The 20,602-nt window shown below is 38.6% G+C and carries 16 protein-coding genes and 1 rRNA gene; 11 read left to right on the top strand and 6 right to left on the bottom strand.

All coding sequences use genetic code 11. The features are described 5' to 3' along the window. Positions 1-16 precede the first annotated feature (16 nt). On the bottom strand, positions 17-841 hold the full coding sequence (locus tag H6G75_RS13680) for a biotin--[acetyl-CoA-carboxylase] ligase (protein ID WP_190980603.1): 825 nt from the start codon (positions 839-841) through the stop codon (positions 17-19). Positions 842-1,127: 286 nt separating this feature from the next. Between H6G75_RS13680 and pgeF the strand changes: the two genes are divergently transcribed. Then, positions 1,128-1,919 (top strand): peptidoglycan editing factor PgeF, encoded by a 792-nt coding sequence (pgeF, locus tag H6G75_RS13675; protein WP_190980602.1) that lies wholly within the window; start codon positions 1,128-1,130, stop codon positions 1,917-1,919. A 110-nt stretch (positions 1,920-2,029) separates the two neighbouring features. Here the strand turns inward: pgeF and H6G75_RS13670 are convergent, their stop codons facing one another. Continuing rightward, positions 2,030-2,944, bottom strand: coding sequence for a helix-turn-helix domain-containing protein (locus H6G75_RS13670; protein WP_397332011.1), 915 nt, complete (start codon positions 2,942-2,944; stop codon positions 2,030-2,032). Between the two features lie 73 nt (positions 2,945-3,017). On the opposite strand from H6G75_RS13670, the gene H6G75_RS13665 reads away from it, so the two are divergent. Beyond that, positions 3,018-3,431, top strand: a complete 414-nt coding sequence (locus H6G75_RS13665; RefSeq protein ID WP_190980601.1) for a thiol-disulfide oxidoreductase DCC family protein — start codon at positions 3,018-3,020, stop codon at positions 3,429-3,431. 40 nt (positions 3,432-3,471) lie between these two features. Then, positions 3,472-4,266, top strand: a complete 795-nt coding sequence (locus H6G75_RS13660) for a Uma2 family endonuclease (protein WP_190980600.1) — start codon at positions 3,472-3,474, stop codon at positions 4,264-4,266. Positions 4,267-4,312: 46 nt separating this feature from the next. Here the strand turns inward: H6G75_RS13660 and H6G75_RS13655 are convergent, their stop codons facing one another. After that, positions 4,313-4,744: a hypothetical protein gene (locus H6G75_RS13655; protein ID WP_190980599.1), complete on the bottom strand. Its 432-nt coding sequence runs from the start codon at positions 4,742-4,744 to the stop codon at positions 4,313-4,315. Between the two features lie 340 nt (positions 4,745-5,084). Between H6G75_RS13655 and psbQ the strand changes: the two genes are divergently transcribed. From psbQ to H6G75_RS13630, 5 genes are all read left to right on the top strand, one after another. Further along, a complete protein-coding gene (gene psbQ, locus H6G75_RS13650; RefSeq protein ID WP_190980598.1) occupies positions 5,085-5,549 on the top strand; it encodes a photosystem II protein PsbQ in 465 nt (154 codons plus the stop codon). A 149-nt stretch (positions 5,550-5,698) separates the two neighbouring features. Further along, a complete protein-coding gene (locus H6G75_RS13645; RefSeq protein WP_190980597.1) occupies positions 5,699-6,763 on the top strand; it encodes an FAD-binding oxidoreductase in 1,065 nt (354 codons plus the stop codon). Positions 6,764-6,823: 60 nt separating this feature from the next. Then, positions 6,824-7,672, top strand: a complete 849-nt coding sequence (locus H6G75_RS13640; RefSeq protein ID WP_190980596.1) for an alpha/beta fold hydrolase — start codon at positions 6,824-6,826, stop codon at positions 7,670-7,672. 191 nt (positions 7,673-7,863) lie between these two features. Beyond that, a complete protein-coding gene (gene hemJ, locus H6G75_RS13635) occupies positions 7,864-8,448 on the top strand; it encodes a protoporphyrinogen oxidase HemJ (RefSeq protein WP_190980595.1) in 585 nt (194 codons plus the stop codon). A gap of 70 nt (positions 8,449-8,518) precedes the next feature. After that, the gene (locus tag H6G75_RS13630; RefSeq protein WP_190980594.1) at positions 8,519-9,001 is read left to right on the top strand and encodes a hypothetical protein; all 483 of its coding nucleotides are present in this window, start codon (positions 8,519-8,521) and stop codon (positions 8,999-9,001) included. Between the two features lie 145 nt (positions 9,002-9,146). Here H6G75_RS13630 and H6G75_RS13625 read toward each other — a convergent pair whose 3' ends face one another. Further along, complete coding sequence (locus H6G75_RS13625) at positions 9,147-14,576, bottom strand: ATP-binding sensor histidine kinase (RefSeq protein WP_190980593.1); 5,430 nt, start codon at positions 14,574-14,576, stop codon at positions 9,147-9,149. A 546-nt stretch (positions 14,577-15,122) separates the two neighbouring features. Between H6G75_RS13625 and purB the strand changes: the two genes are divergently transcribed. Together purB and H6G75_RS13615 are read left to right on the top strand one after the other, a co-directional pair. Then, positions 15,123-16,418, top strand: coding sequence for an adenylosuccinate lyase (purB, locus tag H6G75_RS13620; RefSeq protein WP_190980592.1), 1,296 nt, complete (start codon positions 15,123-15,125; stop codon positions 16,416-16,418). 244 nt (positions 16,419-16,662) lie between these two features. Then, on the top strand, positions 16,663-17,211 hold the full coding sequence (locus H6G75_RS13615; RefSeq protein ID WP_190980591.1) for a DUF4126 domain-containing protein: 549 nt from the start codon (positions 16,663-16,665) through the stop codon (positions 17,209-17,211). A 197-nt stretch (positions 17,212-17,408) separates the two neighbouring features. On the opposite strand, the gene H6G75_RS13610 is transcribed toward H6G75_RS13615, so the two are convergent. Then, the gene (locus H6G75_RS13610) at positions 17,409-17,876 is read right to left on the bottom strand and encodes a DUF2808 domain-containing protein (RefSeq protein ID WP_190980590.1); all 468 of its coding nucleotides are present in this window, start codon (positions 17,874-17,876) and stop codon (positions 17,409-17,411) included. Between the two features lie 891 nt (positions 17,877-18,767). Between H6G75_RS13610 and H6G75_RS13605 the strand changes: the two genes are divergently transcribed. Continuing rightward, positions 18,768-20,351, top strand: coding sequence for a mechanosensitive ion channel family protein (locus tag H6G75_RS13605; RefSeq protein WP_190980589.1), 1,584 nt, complete (start codon positions 18,768-18,770; stop codon positions 20,349-20,351). 126 nt (positions 20,352-20,477) lie between these two features. On the opposite strand, the gene rrf is transcribed toward H6G75_RS13605, so the two are convergent. Next, a 5S ribosomal RNA gene (gene rrf, locus H6G75_RS13600) occupies positions 20,478-20,594 on the bottom strand. Between the last annotated feature and the right edge of the window lie 8 nt (positions 20,595-20,602).

Raw genomic sequence — 20,602 nt, 5'->3', positions numbered from 1 at the left:
TAAATTCATAACAAACCTATAATGGTACAGAAGATTTACGGTACCCTAGCGTGATTGTACCGGGTTCAATATAAAGTTCTGTTGTTTTTATGTCAGTTGTATCATAAGTTTCCACAGAAACACGTAATTCACCCTGAGAAGTAACGCCGACTACAGTGCCTGCCAAATCATTAATATATACTTTGTCACCTACATTGGTGAGTAATTCCAAATAGCGAGACAAGAGTATATTTATTCCTTCTTTAACAAGGCACTCCATACCGGACTCTATCCCCCGTAAAACGACGGAAGTGAGAGTTTCCAGACAAGAAATCGGTTTGGTAGCGTAGCAGGCTTGCCACATTTCGAGGTTAATTCCCGTGTCGGGTACTGGGTTTGTCCAGTTAATGCCAACTCCAATTACTGCTTGATGAATATAGCCATGATTGATTTTGGTTTCTGTTAAAATGCCGCCTAATTTACGCCCATTTAAAACTAGGTCATTAGGCCATTTAATTCCCACATCTACGCCATAACAGCGCAGTTGGTTGGCTATACCCCAAGCACTAGCTAAAGTTAGTTGATAACTGGCACTAGCTTCTAGTTTAGGGGCGATCGCAACGGAAAGGTATAGCCCACCAGGGTGAGAAATCCATTGTCTTCCCCATTGTCCTCTACCTGCGGTTTGTTGTTGGGCAATCACCACAGACCAAGATTCTGCCCCCTGCGCTAACAAATTCCACAAGGTTTGATTAGTGGAAGCAAGATGATCAAAAATATATAGCGAAAATGGTGAATTTTCCCCGTTTCTTCCTGAATGCAACGCTAATTCTAACTTTTGTCGATCAAATTCCACAGACATGAACCGCAAATACCGTTGTTCAAGTTAACATTAATTGGCTGATTTTGATAAAAGGGAATAGGGAGTAGGAAGGAAAACATCAGGACTTACGCACGCAGTTTATCTGTGGAGATTGGGTGAAGGGGTGAAAGGGTAGGAGTGTAAGGGTTTTGAATACATACACCCCTATACCCTTTCACCCTTACCAAACCATTGATTTTTTGTCTCACTGTGTAAGTCCTGTAATTTTTCATCCTGCATACCAAAACCTCATATTCAATACCCTCTATTTTTGGTTAGGTTCAAGATGCACACTTGGCACTGGCGCAATTGGGAAGGACTGCCATACCTTACCTGTAGTATTTTAGGAAATTGGCAACACGGCTTTTTTACTCATCAGTTTTGGCCGCGATCGCCCCAAGATTTAACTCCCGTTCTGCACCCAGAAGCATCGGTGTATCGCTTAAAACAGGTACATGGTAATACTGTTCTCACGCCTCAAGAAGTTGATTCCCAAGTTGGGGAAACTACAGGCGATGAGGAATCTGCTTTTGCCTTGGCGGATGGTTTAATTAGCGAACAACCTTTACAAGCAGTTTGGGTAGCCAGTGCAGATTGTACACCTGTATTAATTGGGGATGTGCAAACTGGACAGGTAGCTGCATTACATGCGGGTTGGCGAGGCACTGCTGCCAAGATTGTCCCCCAAGCGATCGCCCGATTACAAGCCCAAGGCAGTAAATTAATAGACTTAAGAGTTGCTCTCGGCCCGGCGATCGCTGGTGAAGTTTATCAAGTCTCGGTAGAGGTAGCTGCGGAAATTGGAGCCAGTATTATATCACATAATGACACCCAAAAAATTGTTCAGGCGTTACATGAATTACCCAATTCTCCCTTATTAGCTGATCCAGAACCAGGAAGGGTAAGAGTTGATGTACGACGGGTAAATACTTTGCAGTTAGAAAATTTAGGCATTAGTGCCGAACAAATTGCGATCGCCCCTTATTGTACATACCAAACTCCTGAACATTTCTTTTCTTACCGTCGTGAACAACAGAAAAAAGTTCAATGGTCAGGAATTGTTAGCGGGAAGATTTGAAAAGAAATCAGGAGTCAACACAATATAGAGCGATATTTAGTTAACTGAAAAATAATATTTTCAATCTAAAATCTACAATCTAAAATTCTCTGGCTCCTGTATTTTTTTACTTAAATTTTCACATGCTCTCTGTATGCTTTTGGTGTTATTCCCATGAATTTGCGAAAGACATTGGTAAAATGACTTTGACTTTGAAAACCAACTTCTTCTGAAATTTGTTCAATAGTTCTTTCAGTTCCAGTTAAGAGTTTTTTTGCTTTAGCAATTCGGCAATTAATCACATATTGATGGGGTGCCAGACCTGTAGATTGTTTAAATAAGCGGGAAAAATGATACATACTCATACCCACAACCGCCGCAATTTCTGTTAATGTCAAATCCCGTTCGAGGTTGTCATGGATGTATGAAAGGGCTTGGCGTAATTTCCTGGGCGAAAGACCTTTATGATTTGCCAATTGCAAGACTTTATTACTGGCGACCGAATGGTGTTTTAGCAGGTGAACACAGAGTGTAGTTTTGAGAGACTCAATATAAAGTCGGCTACCGACACCACCTGATTCTAACTCTGACTTCAGTGCTAAAGCTATTTGCTGAATTAAAGGTTCCGGTGCAGCAAAGTAAGGTGTTAACTCCACACCATGTAAATCAACCGACTCTAAAATAATTTGATTGAAAAAAGTAGGGTCTAAACTAAGAAGTAGAAAATCAGTTTCCGATGCCCAACGACATACATGGGGGGTATTGGCGGGAATAATGGCGACATCACCATTAAAAATATTTTCTTGCTGAAAACGTCCGTCTAAAACTCGTTCTGTTTGGAGAAGATGATAGTCTAAGTTAATTGAAATTATATGTTGTTGGGGTGAATGTTCTGGGGTTTCATGGGCAGGCTGGTGATGAATGTCTAGACGAATACCATCCCATTTGGCATTGTAACTAGAATTTATATGCGATCGCGGCAGAACTTCTGCACAAGCATCTTCTTGAGTAAAATCAACTTTTAGGATTGTCTCTTCCAGCATCATCCTCACCGCAGAGATAAAAAATATATGTGTAACGCTATACTTAAACCGTAAACCGAACAAAAGTGCTATTTAAATGAATTATTACGTAATATATGACGGAAATTGCAATCTCTGCGTTACCTTAGTCCAATTTTTAGAAACTTTAGACCAAGGTAAACTGTTTCTTTATGCTGCGATGCAAGACGAGCAGACACTTACACAATGGGGCATTACATCGCAAGATTGTCAACAAGGAATGATATTGATTGATGCTAATGCCCCTGAGCGACGTTGGCAAGGTAGTGATGCAGCCGAAGAAATTGGCAAGTTATTACCACTGGGCAGTTTGTTTGTGGATGCTTACCGCGCTATACCGGGGATGAAATGGGCAGGCGATCGCTTTTACGAACAAATCCGCGACAATCGTTATACTCTGTTTGGCAGACGTGATACTACTTATAAATCAACATACTGCGTGGATGGTGGCTGCAAAATTGGTAATGATTAGTGTATGCACAAGTTTTGACAGTCTACTTTAGGGGGTTGATATGACAATAAGTAAGCCAGATTTAGAAATCACATCCCAAACGACTGATATCGTAGATGATATTGCGGACTGGCAACCCCCTATGCCACCCACAGATTTAATATTTGATGATGGAGAACCTTTGGAGTCAAATCGCCACCGTATTGCCATGAATGTCTTAATTCGGTCATTGCAGCAAGCTTGGGCTGACCGAAACGACTTTTACACAGGTGGTAATATGTTCATCTACTACAGCAGTACCCAAGCGCGTAACAATGATTTTCGCGGCCCAGATTTTTTTGCAGTGTTGAATGTTGATGGTACTATCCCCAGACAAGGTTGGGTGGTTTGGGAAGAAAACGGCCGTTACCCAGATGTGATTGTCGAATTAATGTCACCATCTACGGCGCGGGTTGATAAAGTGACCAAAAAAGCAATTTATCAACAAACCTTCCGCACCCCAGATTACTTTGTCTATGACCCCTTTGACCCAAATTCCTTACAAGGCTGGCATTTAGATGCCAATCAAAATTATCAGCCCCTAACAGCAAATGAACAAGGCTGGCTATGGTGTCAGCGTTTAGGCTTATGGCTAGGAACTTGGGAAGGTGCAGTAGACAGAGAAACAGCTATTTGGCTGCGATTTTACGATACTGATGGTAATCTTGTCCCTTTACCAGAAGAAGCAGCCCAAGCTGAAGCAGCCCAAGCTCAGACTCAAGCTGAAACTGCCCAAGCTCAAGCCCAAGCAGCCCAAGCACGCGCTGAACGTTTAGCCGCCCGCTTACGAGAATTAGGCGAAGACCCTGATGCTTAGTTATAAGTGCTGACAGTTATGAGTCTGAAGGTTAAAGAAGAGAATTTCACACTTCAGACTTCTCATTAAACAGTTCTAAAATTTGCCGACAAAATTGTTTGAGTTGTTCGCTAATTTGTGCAGAAGGAAGAGACTCACCCACAAAATTCCAGTTTTCCACTGTCGAAAGTCGCCAAGCTTCGCCACGATGATCAAATCCAGCTACTTCTATGCCAATTGCGCGACGTAAGTTTGTTATCGGATCTTGATGAAACCGAATTTGAATCAAAACACTCCGACTCCGCCAGGATTTGCTGATTCCAGGAAAGTGAAAGCCAATGTCTATAGAATCTGGATCAACTAATTCTCTGGTTTCTGGGTCATTCTGCCAAGGTTTTAAATCCGATTTTGCATCTGGAAACTGGAGTTTGAATAAATTAACTACCGTAGCAATCTTGCTGGCGAGTTCAAGGTTAGTTGCCTGTTCAGCTGCGTTCACGAAAAAACACTCCTAAATAGTTGAGTCAGCTAAGGGGAATGCGACGACAGAAAACCGCCAGAAGGCCTTATCTTGTTAGTGTTTCAGCTTATCAAGACGTTTTAAATTTCGCAACTATAAAATTACCTTTTCTTAACAATTGATTTAAGGTTAAGTCTGAAATTTTTTCTATATGAGCAATTATACTTAAAAACTTAGGAAAGTGTTTGACGTTAGATTCGTCGGACAAAAATCTGATAATTTTCCGCAAAATCATCTACTGGCTAGAACGAGAAATTACCTTGGCGATCTAAAATTACACTGTTAGCTGGCAAACGTTAAAAAAAGTTAAGTTCAGTTTATGGCGCGTCAACGCTCGATTTTCTCAATCATTCTGGTATTATTGGCTACATTTCTCATTAGTTGTGGTGGCCCTGGGGTCGCAGTTGCACCTCCAACTTATACAGCAGATCAAATTGCCCAAATTCAGGAATATGTGCCTGAAGTTCAGACTGTACGCGATCGCGCAGCAGAACTCAAAAACCTCATCGACAAAAATGAGTGGATTAAGGTGGGTAACTTTATTCATGGCCCAATGGCAGAAGCTAGGCTGACCATGACTTACATCACTCCCCATCTTTTACCCAAAGACCAAACTACAGCTCGTCAAATCACCAAAGATTTACTGAACCACTTGGTTAAAGTTGATCAAGCTGCTAGTAATGGTAATAGTCTAGTTGCCTTGAGTAACTACAAAGCTGCCTTTACAGATGTTGACAAATTCCTGCAACTGTTACCCGAAGGTAGCAAACAAGCTGAGTCCTAAACAGTGATTGCTGAATGATAAGTTATGAGTTAGAAGAAAAAAGCTGAAGTTTGAAGTCTAAAGTCTGAAATGAAGAAACCTTTTGATTTTTGACTTTTAACTTTTGACTTCACGGCGGTTCTAACTCATAACTCCTCAATATCCCAGCAATGAGTCATGTAATTATTATCGGTTGTGGTGTCATTGGAGCCGCGATCGCCTATGAACTGAGTCAAGTAACAGGGTTGCAAATTACCGTTATTGACCAAAACCAACCCGCACAAGCTTCTACAGGTGCAGCTCTTGGTGTTTTGATGGGCGCTATTAGTCAAAAAATCAAGGGTAAAGCTTGGCGGCTAAGACAAACTAGCATTGAACGCTATGAAACCTTAATCCCCGAACTAGAAGCATTAACCGGGCGGAAAATCCCCTTCAACCGTCAAGGTATTCTTCATTTGTCTTGGGAAGAGGAAAATTTTGAGAATTGGGAAAAACTAGTAGAAATTCGCGCCTCCCAAGGTTGGAATCTGGAAATTTGGGACAGGGCGAAACTCAAAAGTATGTGTCCCCAAGTCAATAATGACAAAATTACTGGCGCAGTTTATTCACCTCAAGACCGTCAACTCGACCCCACAGCTTTAACCTTAGCCTTAGTAGAAGCCGCCCAAAAAAAAGGCGTAACTTGCCAATTTGGTGTGAATGTTGTCAATATCTCACCAACATCAGTCGAGACGACAGCAGGAAAATTCGATGCTGATTGGGTGATAGTGTCGGCTGGACTTGGTTCTACACTTCTAACCGACCAGTTAAACCAAAAAGTTGATATCCGCCCCGTTCTTGGACAAGCATTACAAGTACATTTAGCAAATCCCATTGGGAATGCTGAGTTTCAGCCGATGATTACCTGTAATGATGTGCATATCGTCCCTGTAGGTGGTGGAGATTATTGGATAGGCGCAACGGTGGAATTTCCCACTGATGGCGATGAAATCCCGCCTAATCATGAATTATTAGAAGATGTAAGGCAACAAGCGATCGCCTTTTGTCCAGAACTCACCGCAGCCACTATCACTCGCACCTGGTCAGGATTACGCCCCCGCCCGGAAGGTCGCCCAGCACCCATCATTGAAAAATTAGCAGGATTTAACAATATCCTCCTCGCCACCGGACATTATCGTAACGGTGTGTTACTAGCCCCTGCAACAGCTTATGCGATTCGTGAGATGATTATTTGAGAATTCAGAATTAACATTCCTTCTGTATTCTGAATTCTCAGTTTTTATTAGGAAAGTAGCGTGGCTGTAACAGAAAATAAAGTAAAAATTGATTCTTTAGAGTGGTTTTATCGGGAAGCTGAACCGATTGGACAAAGTGATTTATTACCTGTAATCTTGCTGCATGGAATAGTATCGCAAAGTTACAGTTGGCGTAATATTCTACCTGCTTTAGCTAGTCAAGGAACAAGAGCGATCGCCCCTGACTGGATTGGTTATGGCTTTTCATCAATGCCAGAGAAACGCGATTTTGCCTACACACCCGACGCATTTATTACAGCTTTAGAAAAATTTATTCAAACTCTAAAAATCGAAAGATTTTCTTTAGTTGTTCAAGGATTTTTAGGTTCTGTTGGCTTACAATATGCCGTGCGTCATCCCGAACAAATTGCCAACATTGCTATTTTAAATGCCCCCATTTCCACCGATGCTAAATTACCTTGGAAAATTCAACAAATGGGTTTTCCACTAGCAGGTGAAATAATGACTCAAGACCCTTTATTAGTTGACCGTACCCTAGAAGGTGGTAGCCGTTATCGCATCGAAGATAAAGATTTAGATGTGTATCGCCGACCTTTTTTGAAAACATCTGCGGCTGGTAGAGCATTATTATCAACTATTCGTAATTTACAACTCACTCAAGCAACGACAGAAATTGCATCTGGCTTTCAAAAATGGGAACAGCCAATTTTAATTCAATGGGGGGTGATTGACCCTTGGTTATCTGTAGACATAGCACAAAAATTTAGTGATTCCTTGCCCAATGCAGAATTAATAAAACTTAATAACGTTGGTCATTACGCCCAAGAACATTATCACCAAACAATTTTAGAAGATTTATTGCCTTTCGTCAGACGTGTAGATAATTAGGCAGAAATAAATTTTGTCAAAATCGATATTATAAAAAGTGAAATCATAGATAAACACGGGTAATTTATCTGTGTTTAATAAATAGCTCATTAGATGATTCAGCCCAGTTTCTAATGCTATCGTAAGCAAATGTAGAAATTTTTCTGATAACTTACGATCTCATCAAAGCCACTTAATGGAGATGATAATTCATGGCTTATTCTTGGTTTAAAGCATTTCATATTATTGGCATTGTAGTTTGGTTTGCCGGACTATTTTATCTGGTGCGTTTGTTTATTTACCACGTTGAAGCCGAACAAGAACCAGAACCAGCACGCACGATACTGAAAAAGCAGTATCAAATTATGGAATTACGTCTTTATCGCATTATCACTACTCCAGGAATGTTAGTTACAGTAGCGATGGCGATCGGTTTAGTGAGTACCGAACCAGAAGTGTTAAAACAGGGTTGGCTACACTTCAAGCTACTATTTGTCGCAATTTTATTGGCTTATCATCATTACTGCGGTCGTTTAATGAAGAAGTTAGCTAATGATGAATGTCGTTGGACTGGTCAACAGTTACGTGCTTTAAACGAAGCACCTACAGTTATGTTGGTGGTGATTGTCTTATTAGCTGTATTCAAAAACAATCTACCCACAGACATCACAGCTTGGGGAATTTTAGGCTTGATTATTTTTATGGCGGTGACTATTCAGCTATACGCCAAAAAACGCAAACGTGATAAAGAACAATTAATGGCGCAAATCAACCAAGTTCCTCAAGAACAAAGTTAGACAAAAACGCCTGGGATATCTTACATTAAGAAATGTTAAGAAATGTATTTGATATCTCAGGCGTAAATCAATGTCAGCAAAAGATTTAGGTAAACCCCGTCCGTTGTGGCGAGTAATTTTCTTGTCTGTGATTACCGGGATGCTGTATTACGGCTGGTACAAATGGATTATCCAAGAAGAACTAAGGCGTTATAACGGGTTTGGTTGGTCAGGAACCCTGAGTTTAGCACCCTTTGTTTTCGGAGTTGCAATTCCCCAAGCTTTACGTATCTTTGATCCTGATGTACCTGGATGGTTTGGTTGGTTTTCGCTGCTGGGTATTGTGTGGATTTATATTGTGCAGTTTAAGTTATATAAAACTGTGAATGAACTGTACCGCCAAGCAGGTTTAAAAGAACCCTTAGTAGTTTGGTGGCTATTTATCCCTGGATTAAATTTAATTGTTGGTTTACGACAAATCCATTTTTTAAGCCAATTTTGGGCGAAACAACAAGGTGTGACTGTTCCTGATTATCTTGCTGAAAATATTTCTTTCCTTTCTGCTAACACCTAATTATAGAACCCATTTGGGATCTTTGAGGGCGAGCTAAGATCACAAGTAAATGCCATATTCGAGTAGCGATTAGCGATAAAGAATGGCTAATTTAGGTTTGAGTAAGTTTGATGTAACGGATCACTCAATTTGGGATTTGAGCAATTTAACCGACAGGAAGAACAATTTCAAATTCTGTTCCTTGTATGGGATGAGAATGTACAGTTAAATTGCCATCATGTTGTTGAACAATTGAATAACTGACAGATAAACCTAAGCCTTTACCACGTCCCACTGGCTTTGTAGTGAAAAACGGTTCAAAAATCCGCTCATACAGGCTTTCAGGAATGTTACTATCTGTATTAAAAATTGCGATTCGTAAGCGTTTAGTGTCAATTACTTCGGTACTAATACGGATTTGAGGATTTTCGCTACATAAGCGATTATCTCGAATCGCATCAATTGCATTATTGATGATATTCAAAAAAACTTGATTCAACTGGCTAGGATAACAAGTCACTAGAGGTAGATCACCGTACTCCTTGATCACACAAATTTCAGGTTGGTTTACAGATTTTTTCAAGCGATGTTGGACAATTAATAATGTGCTGTCAATGCCACTATGTAAATCTACAGCCTTAATTTCGGCTTCATCCAAACGGGAAAAGTTACGTAAACTCAAAACAATTTGGCTGATCCGTTCACTGCCGGCTTTCATAGATTCTAGAGTTTGATGGGCATCCTGAAACAGAAAATCAAGCTCAATCTCTTCCTCTAAAGCTTGAATAACCGGATTAGCTTGAGGGTATTCCTGCTGATAAAGTGTGAGTAACCGCATCATATCTTGAATGTAATTTTCTGTATGGGTGAGATTGCCCCTGATAAAAGTAACTGGATTATTAATTTCATGAGCAATACCAGCCACCATTTGACCTAGAGATGACATTTTTTCGCTATGAATTAATTGCGCTTGAGTTTGTTGCAATTTTTGCAGGGTTTGCTCTAAATCTTGAGCTTTTTGGTTGAGAGCTTGAGCTTTTTGGTTGAGAGATTGGGTTTTACGTTCTACCTCTAGTTCTAGAGTTTGGGCATAGTTTTGGGTTTGTTGATACAGCCGGGCATTTTCTACTGAAATGGCAGCTTGGCTTGCCAAAAGTTGTAAAATTTCGATGCGATCGCTCGTAAAAGCGCCTACAGCTAAATTGTTTTCTAAATACAAAATACCAACAAGTTTTCCTTGACGAGTAATTGGAGTACACAAAACTGATTTGGGCTGATGGGTAATTATATAGAGATCGCCTGCAAATTGTGGTACATTGCTCAAGTTTTCAAACACAACCGTCTGTTGAGTTCGTACTACTGTATAAATCAAATTTTGGGGAATCTCTAGATATTTATCTAAGGAAATTTCTAAAGTTTTTACCTGTGTAGTATTAGCTTGAGCAACTACTAATAATTTTTCCTCCTGATGAAGAACTAAATGACCAATCTGTGCGCCAGCATTGGCTGTAGCAATCTGCATTAAAGTTGCTAAAAGTTTGTCTAATTCAACTTCTTGAGATATGGCTTGTGCCGCTTTCATGACAGATGGCAAATCTAAACTTAAATTTTGGCTGCTATTGCCAGTGGCATTTTTAATAAATGTTTGGGCGATAGTCGTTTCCGGTGTGATGGTAATATCAGTAGGTTGGTTGATAGCTATTAATAATTGAGGATATTGTTGTTCTAAATGAGCAATTTTCGCTTTTGCACCCCAACGGCTGTAGCAGTCGTAAGCTTGCTGCATATAAAAGGAGGCAAATTTTTCTTTACCCCAGTTCAAGTAGAATTTAGCCGCTAGTTCGTTAGCTAGGGCTTCTTCTTGAATGTAACCGTTTGCTTTGGCTCCCGAAATAGCGTGGTCATAATAATCCATTGCCACTATTTTGTCATCCATCACCCGATAGCGTTCTGCTTCCACAAGGTAATATTTATGCAAGAAATTCATCGGAGCATGATTTGCCCAATGTTGAATTTTCTCCTGATTTGCATATACTTTTTCTAAAAAATTATGCTGCTCTAGTGGTATAACTTCATAATATGTCGCTAATCGAATAAGAGAATCATAGAAATAGAAAGCCGGGAAAATTAACAAACCTGTTAAAGCAGGTAAATATTTTTCTCCCTCAACAGCATAGTTTAAGGCAAGTAATACGTCACCAAATAAATAACTTAGGGTCAATTTATTGAAATATACCGTAGCTATTGCTGTTATATCACTCATCTCATGATGAATTGATAACATATTTTGCTCGTTATATACATCACCAACTAAAATGGTTGTTGCTTTACTTTTGCCAAGTAGATTTAAAACCGTTTGTCGCCAAATTTGAACATAACCAAGTCCAGTTATTTGCTTTAATCGCTGCAATACTTCGCAATAACCAGACATTTCTTGTTCCAGTCCAATTAGTTCTTCACCTATTAAATAGCAACCAAAGGAGTAATTATGTAAGGAATAACTGGCAAACTCTAAATCACCAGTTTTTAAGGCAATTTGATAAACTTCCTGCAACGGCTGGCAAGATTGACTTGCATGATTTTTCCAATGTCTAACAAGGCTATTGTAAATCATTAAAACTTTAGCTTGTAGTAAAGAAGCATTAGTTTTAGACAATACATTTAAAGATAATTTGCCAAATTCGTAACCAGAATCTATATCACCAACTACAGCACACAAGAGGAACGCATAAGTACAATAGCCATAAGATGATATACCTGTGTTGCCATAATCGATTGATAAGTCAACCATTTTTATGCTGATTAAAGGTAAAAATTCGGGATTACCAAGATAGGCGGCAGCAAATATACTTGATAAAATACGCATAGCTGCTAAAATTTCTAAATCGCCCATTTCTGGTAAGTCAATTAAATCTGCTATTTGCCGATCGCCTAATTTGACTGCTGTAGTCTGGAAAGCTTGTTGAATATCTGACTGTGATGGTTTGTTTGGAAATTCAACATTCAGGAGTTTGAGAATATCTAAACCTATCTTGAAAGCTTCTGTCAGTCTATTTTGAGTAATGTATGCTTGAATTTCGATTTCGTAGACTTTAATGGTTTCTAAAATATTTTTGGCTGAATGAATTACTATAGCAGCTAATTCTTCCATCTTTTCAATATCACCACTGAGGTAAGCGGCTTCACAGGCTTCTTCATGCAGCGATAAACAGAAAACATATTGTTTTTCCCAGCTATCTTTGGCAATTATTTCCAATCCTAAATTTAAATACTTAATCGCTGCTGCGTAAGCTGTAGAAGCTTTTGCTTTACGTCCTGCCTTTAAATTTAATTTTGCTATCTCATTTAATTCTGCTGAATTTTGAATTAGCTCTACACCATAATTTAACTGGTTTACAATATCAAATATTTTTTGCTCTTGTTCTGAAGCTGGGATATTCTGGAGCAAAAGTTGACCAATTTTTAGATGCGTTGCTTGTTTTTGTTCCAGAGGAATTAAGGAATAGGCAGCTTGTTGGATGCGATCATGCAGAAAGCGATACACTACATTTTCGATGTTGCCAGTATTCTCTTCTGTAGCATTATATTTCAGGTAAAATTTATACATTTGGTTTTGCGGCACAATCAATCCTTCTTGTAAAGCTTTCCACAAAACCATTGCAGTATGTGCTTGTGATTTTTCACAAATAATTGCTAAAGTTGCTAAATCGAATTGATTGCCAATACAAGCTGCTAACTTAAGTAATTCTTGGGTTTCAGTAGGCAATTTCTGCAACTGAGCAGCCAGAAAATTTACTACATCATCAGTTAAAGATAGCTCATTGATTTGATCAATATTACATTCCCAATAGCCTTGTTCAGAATTAAATGTAATCTGTTCTGCTTCGTGTAAAGCTTTGAGAAACTGGGTGATAAAAAACGGATTTCCCTGGGTTTTGCGAACAATTAATTCTGTGAAGGGGTATGCTCGCTCGGTTATACAATTCAATGTATCAGCAATTAACTGATTGGCATCAATTAAACCCAGAGGCGAAAGAATAATCGTATTCACAGTTTTTTGCGCTTGCCTCAGTTCTGCTACCATCAATATGAAAGGATGTGTAGCTTTGACTTCATTATCTCGATAAGCCCCTAATATCAGTAAATAATTATTATCCTGCATCAAAAGTTTAATTAACAGTAAAGAAGCGGAATCTGCCCACTGTAAGTCATCCAGAAACATAACTAACGGATGTTCTTTGGTGGTAAAGACAGCAATAAATTTTGAGAATAATAAGTTAAAGCGATTTTGTACCGCAGTTCCTGATAATTCCGGTGCTGGAGGTTGTTTACCAATAATTAGTTCTAGTTCAGGAATCACTTCAATTAAGACTTGTCCATTATCGCCTACAGCTTCCAGAATTTTAGCTTTCCATGTTTGCAATTGCATTTCTGATTCTGACAATAATTGAACCATCAAATCTCTTAAGGTTTGGACAAAGGCGAATAGGGGAATATTGCGATTAAATTGGTCAAATTTGCCTTTGATAAAATATCCTTTTTGACGGGTAATTGGTTTATGGACTTCATTGACTACCGCTGTTTTACCGACTCCGGAAAATCCAGCCACCAACATCATTTCCGAACTACCATTAGCTACACGCTCAAAAGCTTCGAGTAAGATTTTAACTTCTGTCTCTCGACCGTAGAGTTTTTCAGGAATTAAGAAACGATTGCTCACATCTCTTCGACCAACCTGAAAATTATCGATACTACCTATTTCTTTTAATTGATATAAACAACTTTCTAAATCATATTTTAGCCCCAAAGCACTCTGATATCTATCTTCAGCATTTTTTGCCATCAATTTCATGACAATATCTGAAAGTACTTGGGGAATCTGTTCATTTTTGATTTCATTTGGTATTTTCGCCAAATGACAATGCACTAATTCCATTGGATCATCAGATTTAAATGGCAATTTTTTTGTTAACAATTCATAAAATGTTACTCCTAGAGAATAAAAATCGCTGCGGTAGTCTATTCCTCGATTCATCCTACCTGTTTGCTCTGGAGAAATATAAGCCAGTGTTCCTTCTAAAATATTAGGACTTTTTATTTCTTGGTTTTCTTTAGGCAATAGAGAGGCGATACTAAAATCAATCAGTTGAACTTGCTTTGTTTGCGGATGAATCAGAATGTTTGCAGGTTTAATGTCTTTATGAATTACACGGTTTTGATTTAACCCATGAAGAGTATCAGTTAATTGAATTGCAATCTCTAAAAATTCAGATAGGCAGATGGTAGTAGTTTTAATATATTCTCTTAAAGAAATTTCTCCCCTATCTTCCATCACCAAAATATAGCCATTACCATAGGTTTCTAACGATAAGGGATGAATAATACCAGGAATATTAAGATTTTTACTAATTGTATACTGGTTACGAAATAGCAGTATTTCGTTAAAGCTGGGATGTTCTGATGTCAGAATCTTGATCGCTACTGGAAGTTTTTCTGGCTCTCGAATTGCTCGATATACCCTAGTTTTAGAACTGGAATACAATTGTGTGATTATTTGATATCCAGGAATCACTATAGTAGAGCTTACGTCTGCCATTTCTACTTACCCTATTGTGTAATTTTGTTTGACGAAGCTAGTATTCCCAATTAGCATTTTCGTTTTATAAGCAGGCCAAGACTCGTCACTATTTGTTACAATTAGTCAAATACTTTAAAAATATGTAAAAATCATAATTAGCTATTTAAATTGCGCCGAATTCTTACTTTGTATTGGTATACAAACAAATCGGTGCTAACTGTGACGCTAAACAAGCCACATTATAGGCGGAGTCAGAGGATAATCCGATTTGGAAGCCTGACTTTAACAAGGCGGAAATGTTTTCGTTGGTGCTGTTGCTCAAAAAGCTGAATCTGTTGTAATTGATGACTTCTAGGGACTGCGGGTTAGGATGAGCAGATGCAAGCCTTTAAGGCGATCGCACTACAGCATCGATACTTGATCAAGAATTACCTGAACGTGACTATTTCGGATAAACGGACAACGAACGCTAACACAAGCTGTCACCTGTTACCTCTTACCTTCTTATTGTCTATCAATGCTGATTAGCATGTAAAATATGACAGTTGTATTCTGCCGCGAACGTTGATTGAGCGTTATACCTTGCCCGAAATGGGCAACCTGTGGACTGAATTTTATAAGTTCAAAACCTGGCTTCAGGTAGAGATTGCAGCTTGCGAAGCCCAAGCTGAATTAGGTTATATTCCCTCTGGTGCAGTTGAAGAAATCAAAGCCAAAGCTAATTTTGAGCCGAAACGGATTCTAGAAATTGAAGCAGAAGTCCGTCATGATGTCATTGCTTTCTTGACAAATGTCAACGAATATGTTGGTGAGGCGGGACGTTATATTCACTTAGGACTGACTAGTTCTGATGTACTAGATACAGCTTTAGCATTGCAATTAGTCGCCAGCTTGGATGTGATATCCCACAGGCTGGCAGATTTGATTGAGGTAATTCGCCAAAAGGCAAGGGAACACAAAAATACCGTGATGATTGGCCGATCGCATGGTATCCACGCCGAACCGATTACCTTTGGTTTTAAGTTAGCTGGCTGGTTAGCAGAAGTATTGCGTCATCAAGAACGCCTCAACATTCTGCGGGAAACCATTGCTGTAGGTAAGATTTCCGGTGCAGTGGGAACTTACGCCAACATTGAACCCCGTGTAGAAGCGATCGCCTGTGAAAAACTGGGACTCAAACCAGATAAAGCTTCCACTCAAGTAATTTCCCGCGATCGCCACGCCGATTATGTGCAGCAATTAGCATTACTAGCTGCATCCATTGAACGTTTTGCCGTCGAAATTCGCAACCTGCAAAAAACAGACGTTCTGGAAGTCGAAGAATTTTTCGCCAAAGGGCAGAAAGGTTCTAGTGCTATGCCCCACAAACGCAACCCCATCCGTTCCGAACGATTAACCGGGATGGCGCGGTTGGTGAGAAGTCATGCTGGTGCAACTTTAGAAAACGTCGCTTTATGGCATGAACGGGATATTTCCCACAGTTCTGTAGAACGGGTAGTGTTACCAGACGCGTGTATTTTAACGCACTTCATGCTCATAGAAATCACTGACTTAGTGAAAAATCTGCTGGTGTATCCAGAGAACATGGCACGAAATCTTAATTGCTATGGCGGTGTAGTCTTCAGTCAAAGAGTACTACTTACCTTAGTAGACAAGGGTTTAAGCCGCGAAGAAGCTTATGCGATCGTGCAACAAAGCGCCCATACTGCTTGGAATAAGCCAGAAGGTAATTTTCACGATTTGATTAGCCAAGATCCGCGAGTCACAGCAAAACTCTCCCCCGCAGAAATAGAAAAGTGTTTTGATCCTCAACACCATCTCCAACATTTGGAAGAAATTTACCAACGTTTGGATATTTAGTTCCTTTCAAGAAACACAGGGGTGTAAAGCTATAAAAGTACCAATTAAGATTTAAGTGAATTGGTGTTAGTCCGCCCTGGCGGACTTTGTTTTTATAGCCGCGAATTCCATTCATCTGGCAATACTAGAGAGCAAAATTTAGTAATTTAAGTCACAACAATTACTAAATTATTTCTCTATGTGCTGTAATTTTGATCAACACTGGGTAATATAAGTAACAAATACTTATCTAGCACTTGCCCTCATGGTTGAAATACTTGCCATGCTTTCTGCTTCTGCGGCAGCAGGATTAAGAATAGGTATACCTCTATTAATTATCGGACTGTTGCAGGGCAGCAACTTGTGGTCGCAGACTCCGATTTTATCTCACATTTCCCCCAAGATTTTGTTGTGCTTACTTACCAGTTGGTCATTACTAGAATTTTTCGGCAGCAAAAAATTGTTGGGACAACGATTAATACAGGTAGTTGAACTATTGTTATCTCCAATAGTGGGGGCAATTATGGGTTTAGCCGTTGCTTCCGCTACAGATACACCAGACTGGTTGATTGCTTTAACGGGTGGATTATTAGCTTTAGTATTACAACTTGTGCAAATTGGTTGGTTTTATCGCTTACGTGGTTTACCTTTGTGGGCGGCTTTTCTGCAAGATACTCTCTGCATTGCCTTAGTGTTATTTGCATTTGATGCACCGTGGCAAGGGGGAATAATTGCTTTAGTATTGTTGTGGTTTGCTGTACGTAGTGCTAAACAATGGTATGACTGGCGTTATCAAAAGAACAAAATTTATTAATCGATTAGACTTTAAAAGTCAGAATTCTGAATAATATGAGTGCTATACCAAATTTTATATCCCCGACTTCTTAAAGGAGTCGGGGATATTGTTATTCACGCATGAATTAGAATTCCTATATCTAGCTTGAAAGATGGGAAAAGTAGAAAAATTATTGTGCAGTAATTCTACTTTTTAATTACCTTTTAACCCAAAAATTAATATACCTGAACTTGGGCTAAACCATAGGGAACTTCTCGCGATAAACCGATGTGTCCGCCGGAAATATCATAGTAAACAAAGCTTCTATTAGGAAAAGCATTGGCAAAGTCTATATTTCTAAAAGCAATATTGAGATTAGTTCCGGGGGGTACTGGTTGAGAGAAGTTAATTCTAATCATTCTCTCGCCGTCTCTAGAAATGTTAGCCTCAACGCGACGACCAGATTGATCAGTCACGTCAATATCATTGCTAACTTTTAGAGCCTCTGAAGGCCTAACTATCAGGTAAGATAAAGGCTGCATACCTGTGTAAACAGTAATTGTGTGAGTACTATCGTAACCACTGGTACTGCTAATTCGGGGAGCATTACTATTGTAAGACATATCTTGTCTTTGAGCCTGAGCCGGAAGACAGGTAGCTGCGATCGCTAAACTTAAACTAGACAACAAAATTAATCTCTTCATTACCAACCTCCAAATAATTCAATACAACAGCCAACATAAATAGATACTTAATTTGCAATCAAGTAACCTAAAATTTATTTCGGCGGAGAACAAATAAATCTTGTCTAATTACTTTTTAGATTAAAAATATTTAAATAAAATTGCTTCTCACTAACGAGATATTAATCGGCTCCTTCTGCGGTGGGAATTGTGGGTAACAAAATAATGCAATAAGGTTAGAGAAAAATTGAGTTCAAATAATACTATTAGAAGATGAGAAAATATATTTTTATTGATAGCAAAGTGCTGATGCCAATTCTATGAGAAGCTGCACTCTATGTGATCTTGGTTATCACGCCACCGACTAATCTGAGAAAAACTGCCTAGCGTAGCCATTGGTTCAGTAAGGTTTTAGCTAACGCACCGTTAAATCACTGAATTCTGTTTTCCGATTCCTTGGGATAAATAAATCATTTTTCAGTGAAAAATACTCATATTTAGTCTCTTTTTTCCCAATAAATTTATAACTGATAAGTAGAAAAACCCAAAAATAGATAAACAATTTGTTTTAATTATTTATTAATCTAGACTATCTTAAATGTCTTAACTGTCCTTGCATTTTTATACGAAGTCGGAGAAATTTAAGAGTATTCAAAGTATAATTACGTACTTTAAATGCTATCAAGTAACAATCATAACAATAAACTACATAAGCTATCCAAAAATCGTATCAGTTTATTATATAAGACTAAAAATGAATCACCACTCTGGCAAAAGCGCCTCAATTTTATATACCCTGAAAAAGCCTGTATCATTTATTTTTGAGGGCTGATTTATGAAAATACTACCAGCTTATTTAAAAGCTTAGTGAGATAAATGATTTGATGTTATTTTAAATAATCATATTAAAAAATGAATATAGCAAATATAGCAATTATTTTCGGTGAAGCCATATTTATATTTTTTATTTTTTGGCTATTAAACTGGCTAGTTGGAATTATCTTTAAACAGTTAACTAAAATTGCTTGGCTGCAAGGAAGAACTGCAAATCTCACCTTTTTACGTCATAGTATTGTCAGAATTTTAATGCTGATTTATGCGGTGATATGTTTGGCGTTGTTTGCTGTGAATTGGATGATAATTTATCGAGGTGAAAATGTTCAAGAATTTCAACTTAATTTGATTCGTAGCCTTCCTACACAATTTTGGGTTAATCTGGTTACTACAAGTTTAAAGACTCTCATTTTGCTATTGCTAGTTAAATTTAGCATACCACCTTTAAGCTGCGGCATAGACTGGATTTCTGAGTATGCCAAAAAAGTTGATCAAATCAAAGCTAATGATGAAAGTGTCGAGGCTTTTTTCCAGACTTTCAAAAGAATTATTATTCATAGTGCATGGCTAGCTACTGCTATTTTATGTGCTAATTTCTTGTATCTCCCCACAATTGTTACTAAATATCTGTTTATAGCTTTAAAAATTTATATCACTATTTCAGTTGGATTATTAATTGTCAAAGCGGTTGCAACCATTGTTGATACTCTTGATGCTCTCAGTCTCAAGTTTTCTCATTCTAACAATCTTCTGCGCTTATATGAACGGTTGCGTCACCTAATTCCACTATTTAAAAAATGTTTAGAATATGTGCTTTATGTTGGGATTGTAAATCTCGTTCTGCCAGAAATAGAACCTATTGCGTGGATAAGTACTTATACTCCCAGAGTTGTTCAAATTATAGGTGTTTTCTTTCTTAGCAATACTTTGATAGAAGTTGCTTACTTTTTACTGGATGAGTTCTATTTAAGAACCACAGATGTCAACGACTCACAGCGACAAAAACGGCTGACACTGATTCCCTTAATTCGGAGTTTCGCCAAATATTTTATTTATTTTACTGCCGGAGTGACTATCCTTAAACTGATTGGCATTGATCCTGCGCCAATATTAGCAGGTGCAGGAATTGTCGGTATAGCAGTTGGGCTGGGGGCGCAAAATCTAATTAATGATGTTGTTTGTGGATTTTTGATTTTATTTGAAAACTATTACTTGGTAGGTGATTATATTGAAGCTGGCAAAATGGAAGAAAGAAGTGTAGAAGGAATTGTCGAAGCCATTGAGCTACGAACTACTCATGTCCGCCATCCCGATGGACAACTACAAATTATTCGCAATGGAGATATAGGTTCAATTATCAACTTTTCTAAGCAATATATATATGCAAGAGTAGAATTTAGTGTTTCTTACGACTCTAATTTAGATTATGTATATCGAGTAGTGGAAAAGGTAGGACAGCAGTTAAAAGTGGAAGAAGCTGATGTTTTAGAACCAACGCGAGTAGCAGGAATAGAACATTTTGGAGAGGATAACTTATTGTTGCTGACGCTGACAAAAGTTAAGCCAGGAAAACACCTGCATATTCAACGTGTGTTGCGTAAGATATTGAAGGATAACTTTACTCAGGCAGAAATTGAAATTTGTGGTTATGCTAAAAATTGATAATAGTCACTAGGTACTGTTGCGTTCAAAATTTTTTATGTTCAAATCTGAAGAGTGAAGAGAATAAATACTAAAAAGCTCCTTAGTAATATCATTAGCACTAAGGAGCTTTCGGTAAATTAAAAGACCTGGCGCCGAGCAATTGTGGCAGGAGGCGACCCTCCAACTATCGTAGCCGCAGCAGCGTTTCACCTCTGAGTTCGGGATGTATCAGTGTGGTTCCACCGCGCCATAGGCACCAGGAAAACTTG

Origin of the sequence: Nostoc sp. FACHB-280, from assembly GCF_014697615.1 — a bacterium.
In the GTDB taxonomy this organism is placed as follows: Bacteria; Cyanobacteriota; Cyanobacteriia; order Cyanobacteriales; family Nostocaceae; genus Nostoc_B.
Note: the sequence above shows the minus strand (reverse complement) of the source record. Positions and strands in the feature narration are given on the sequence as shown.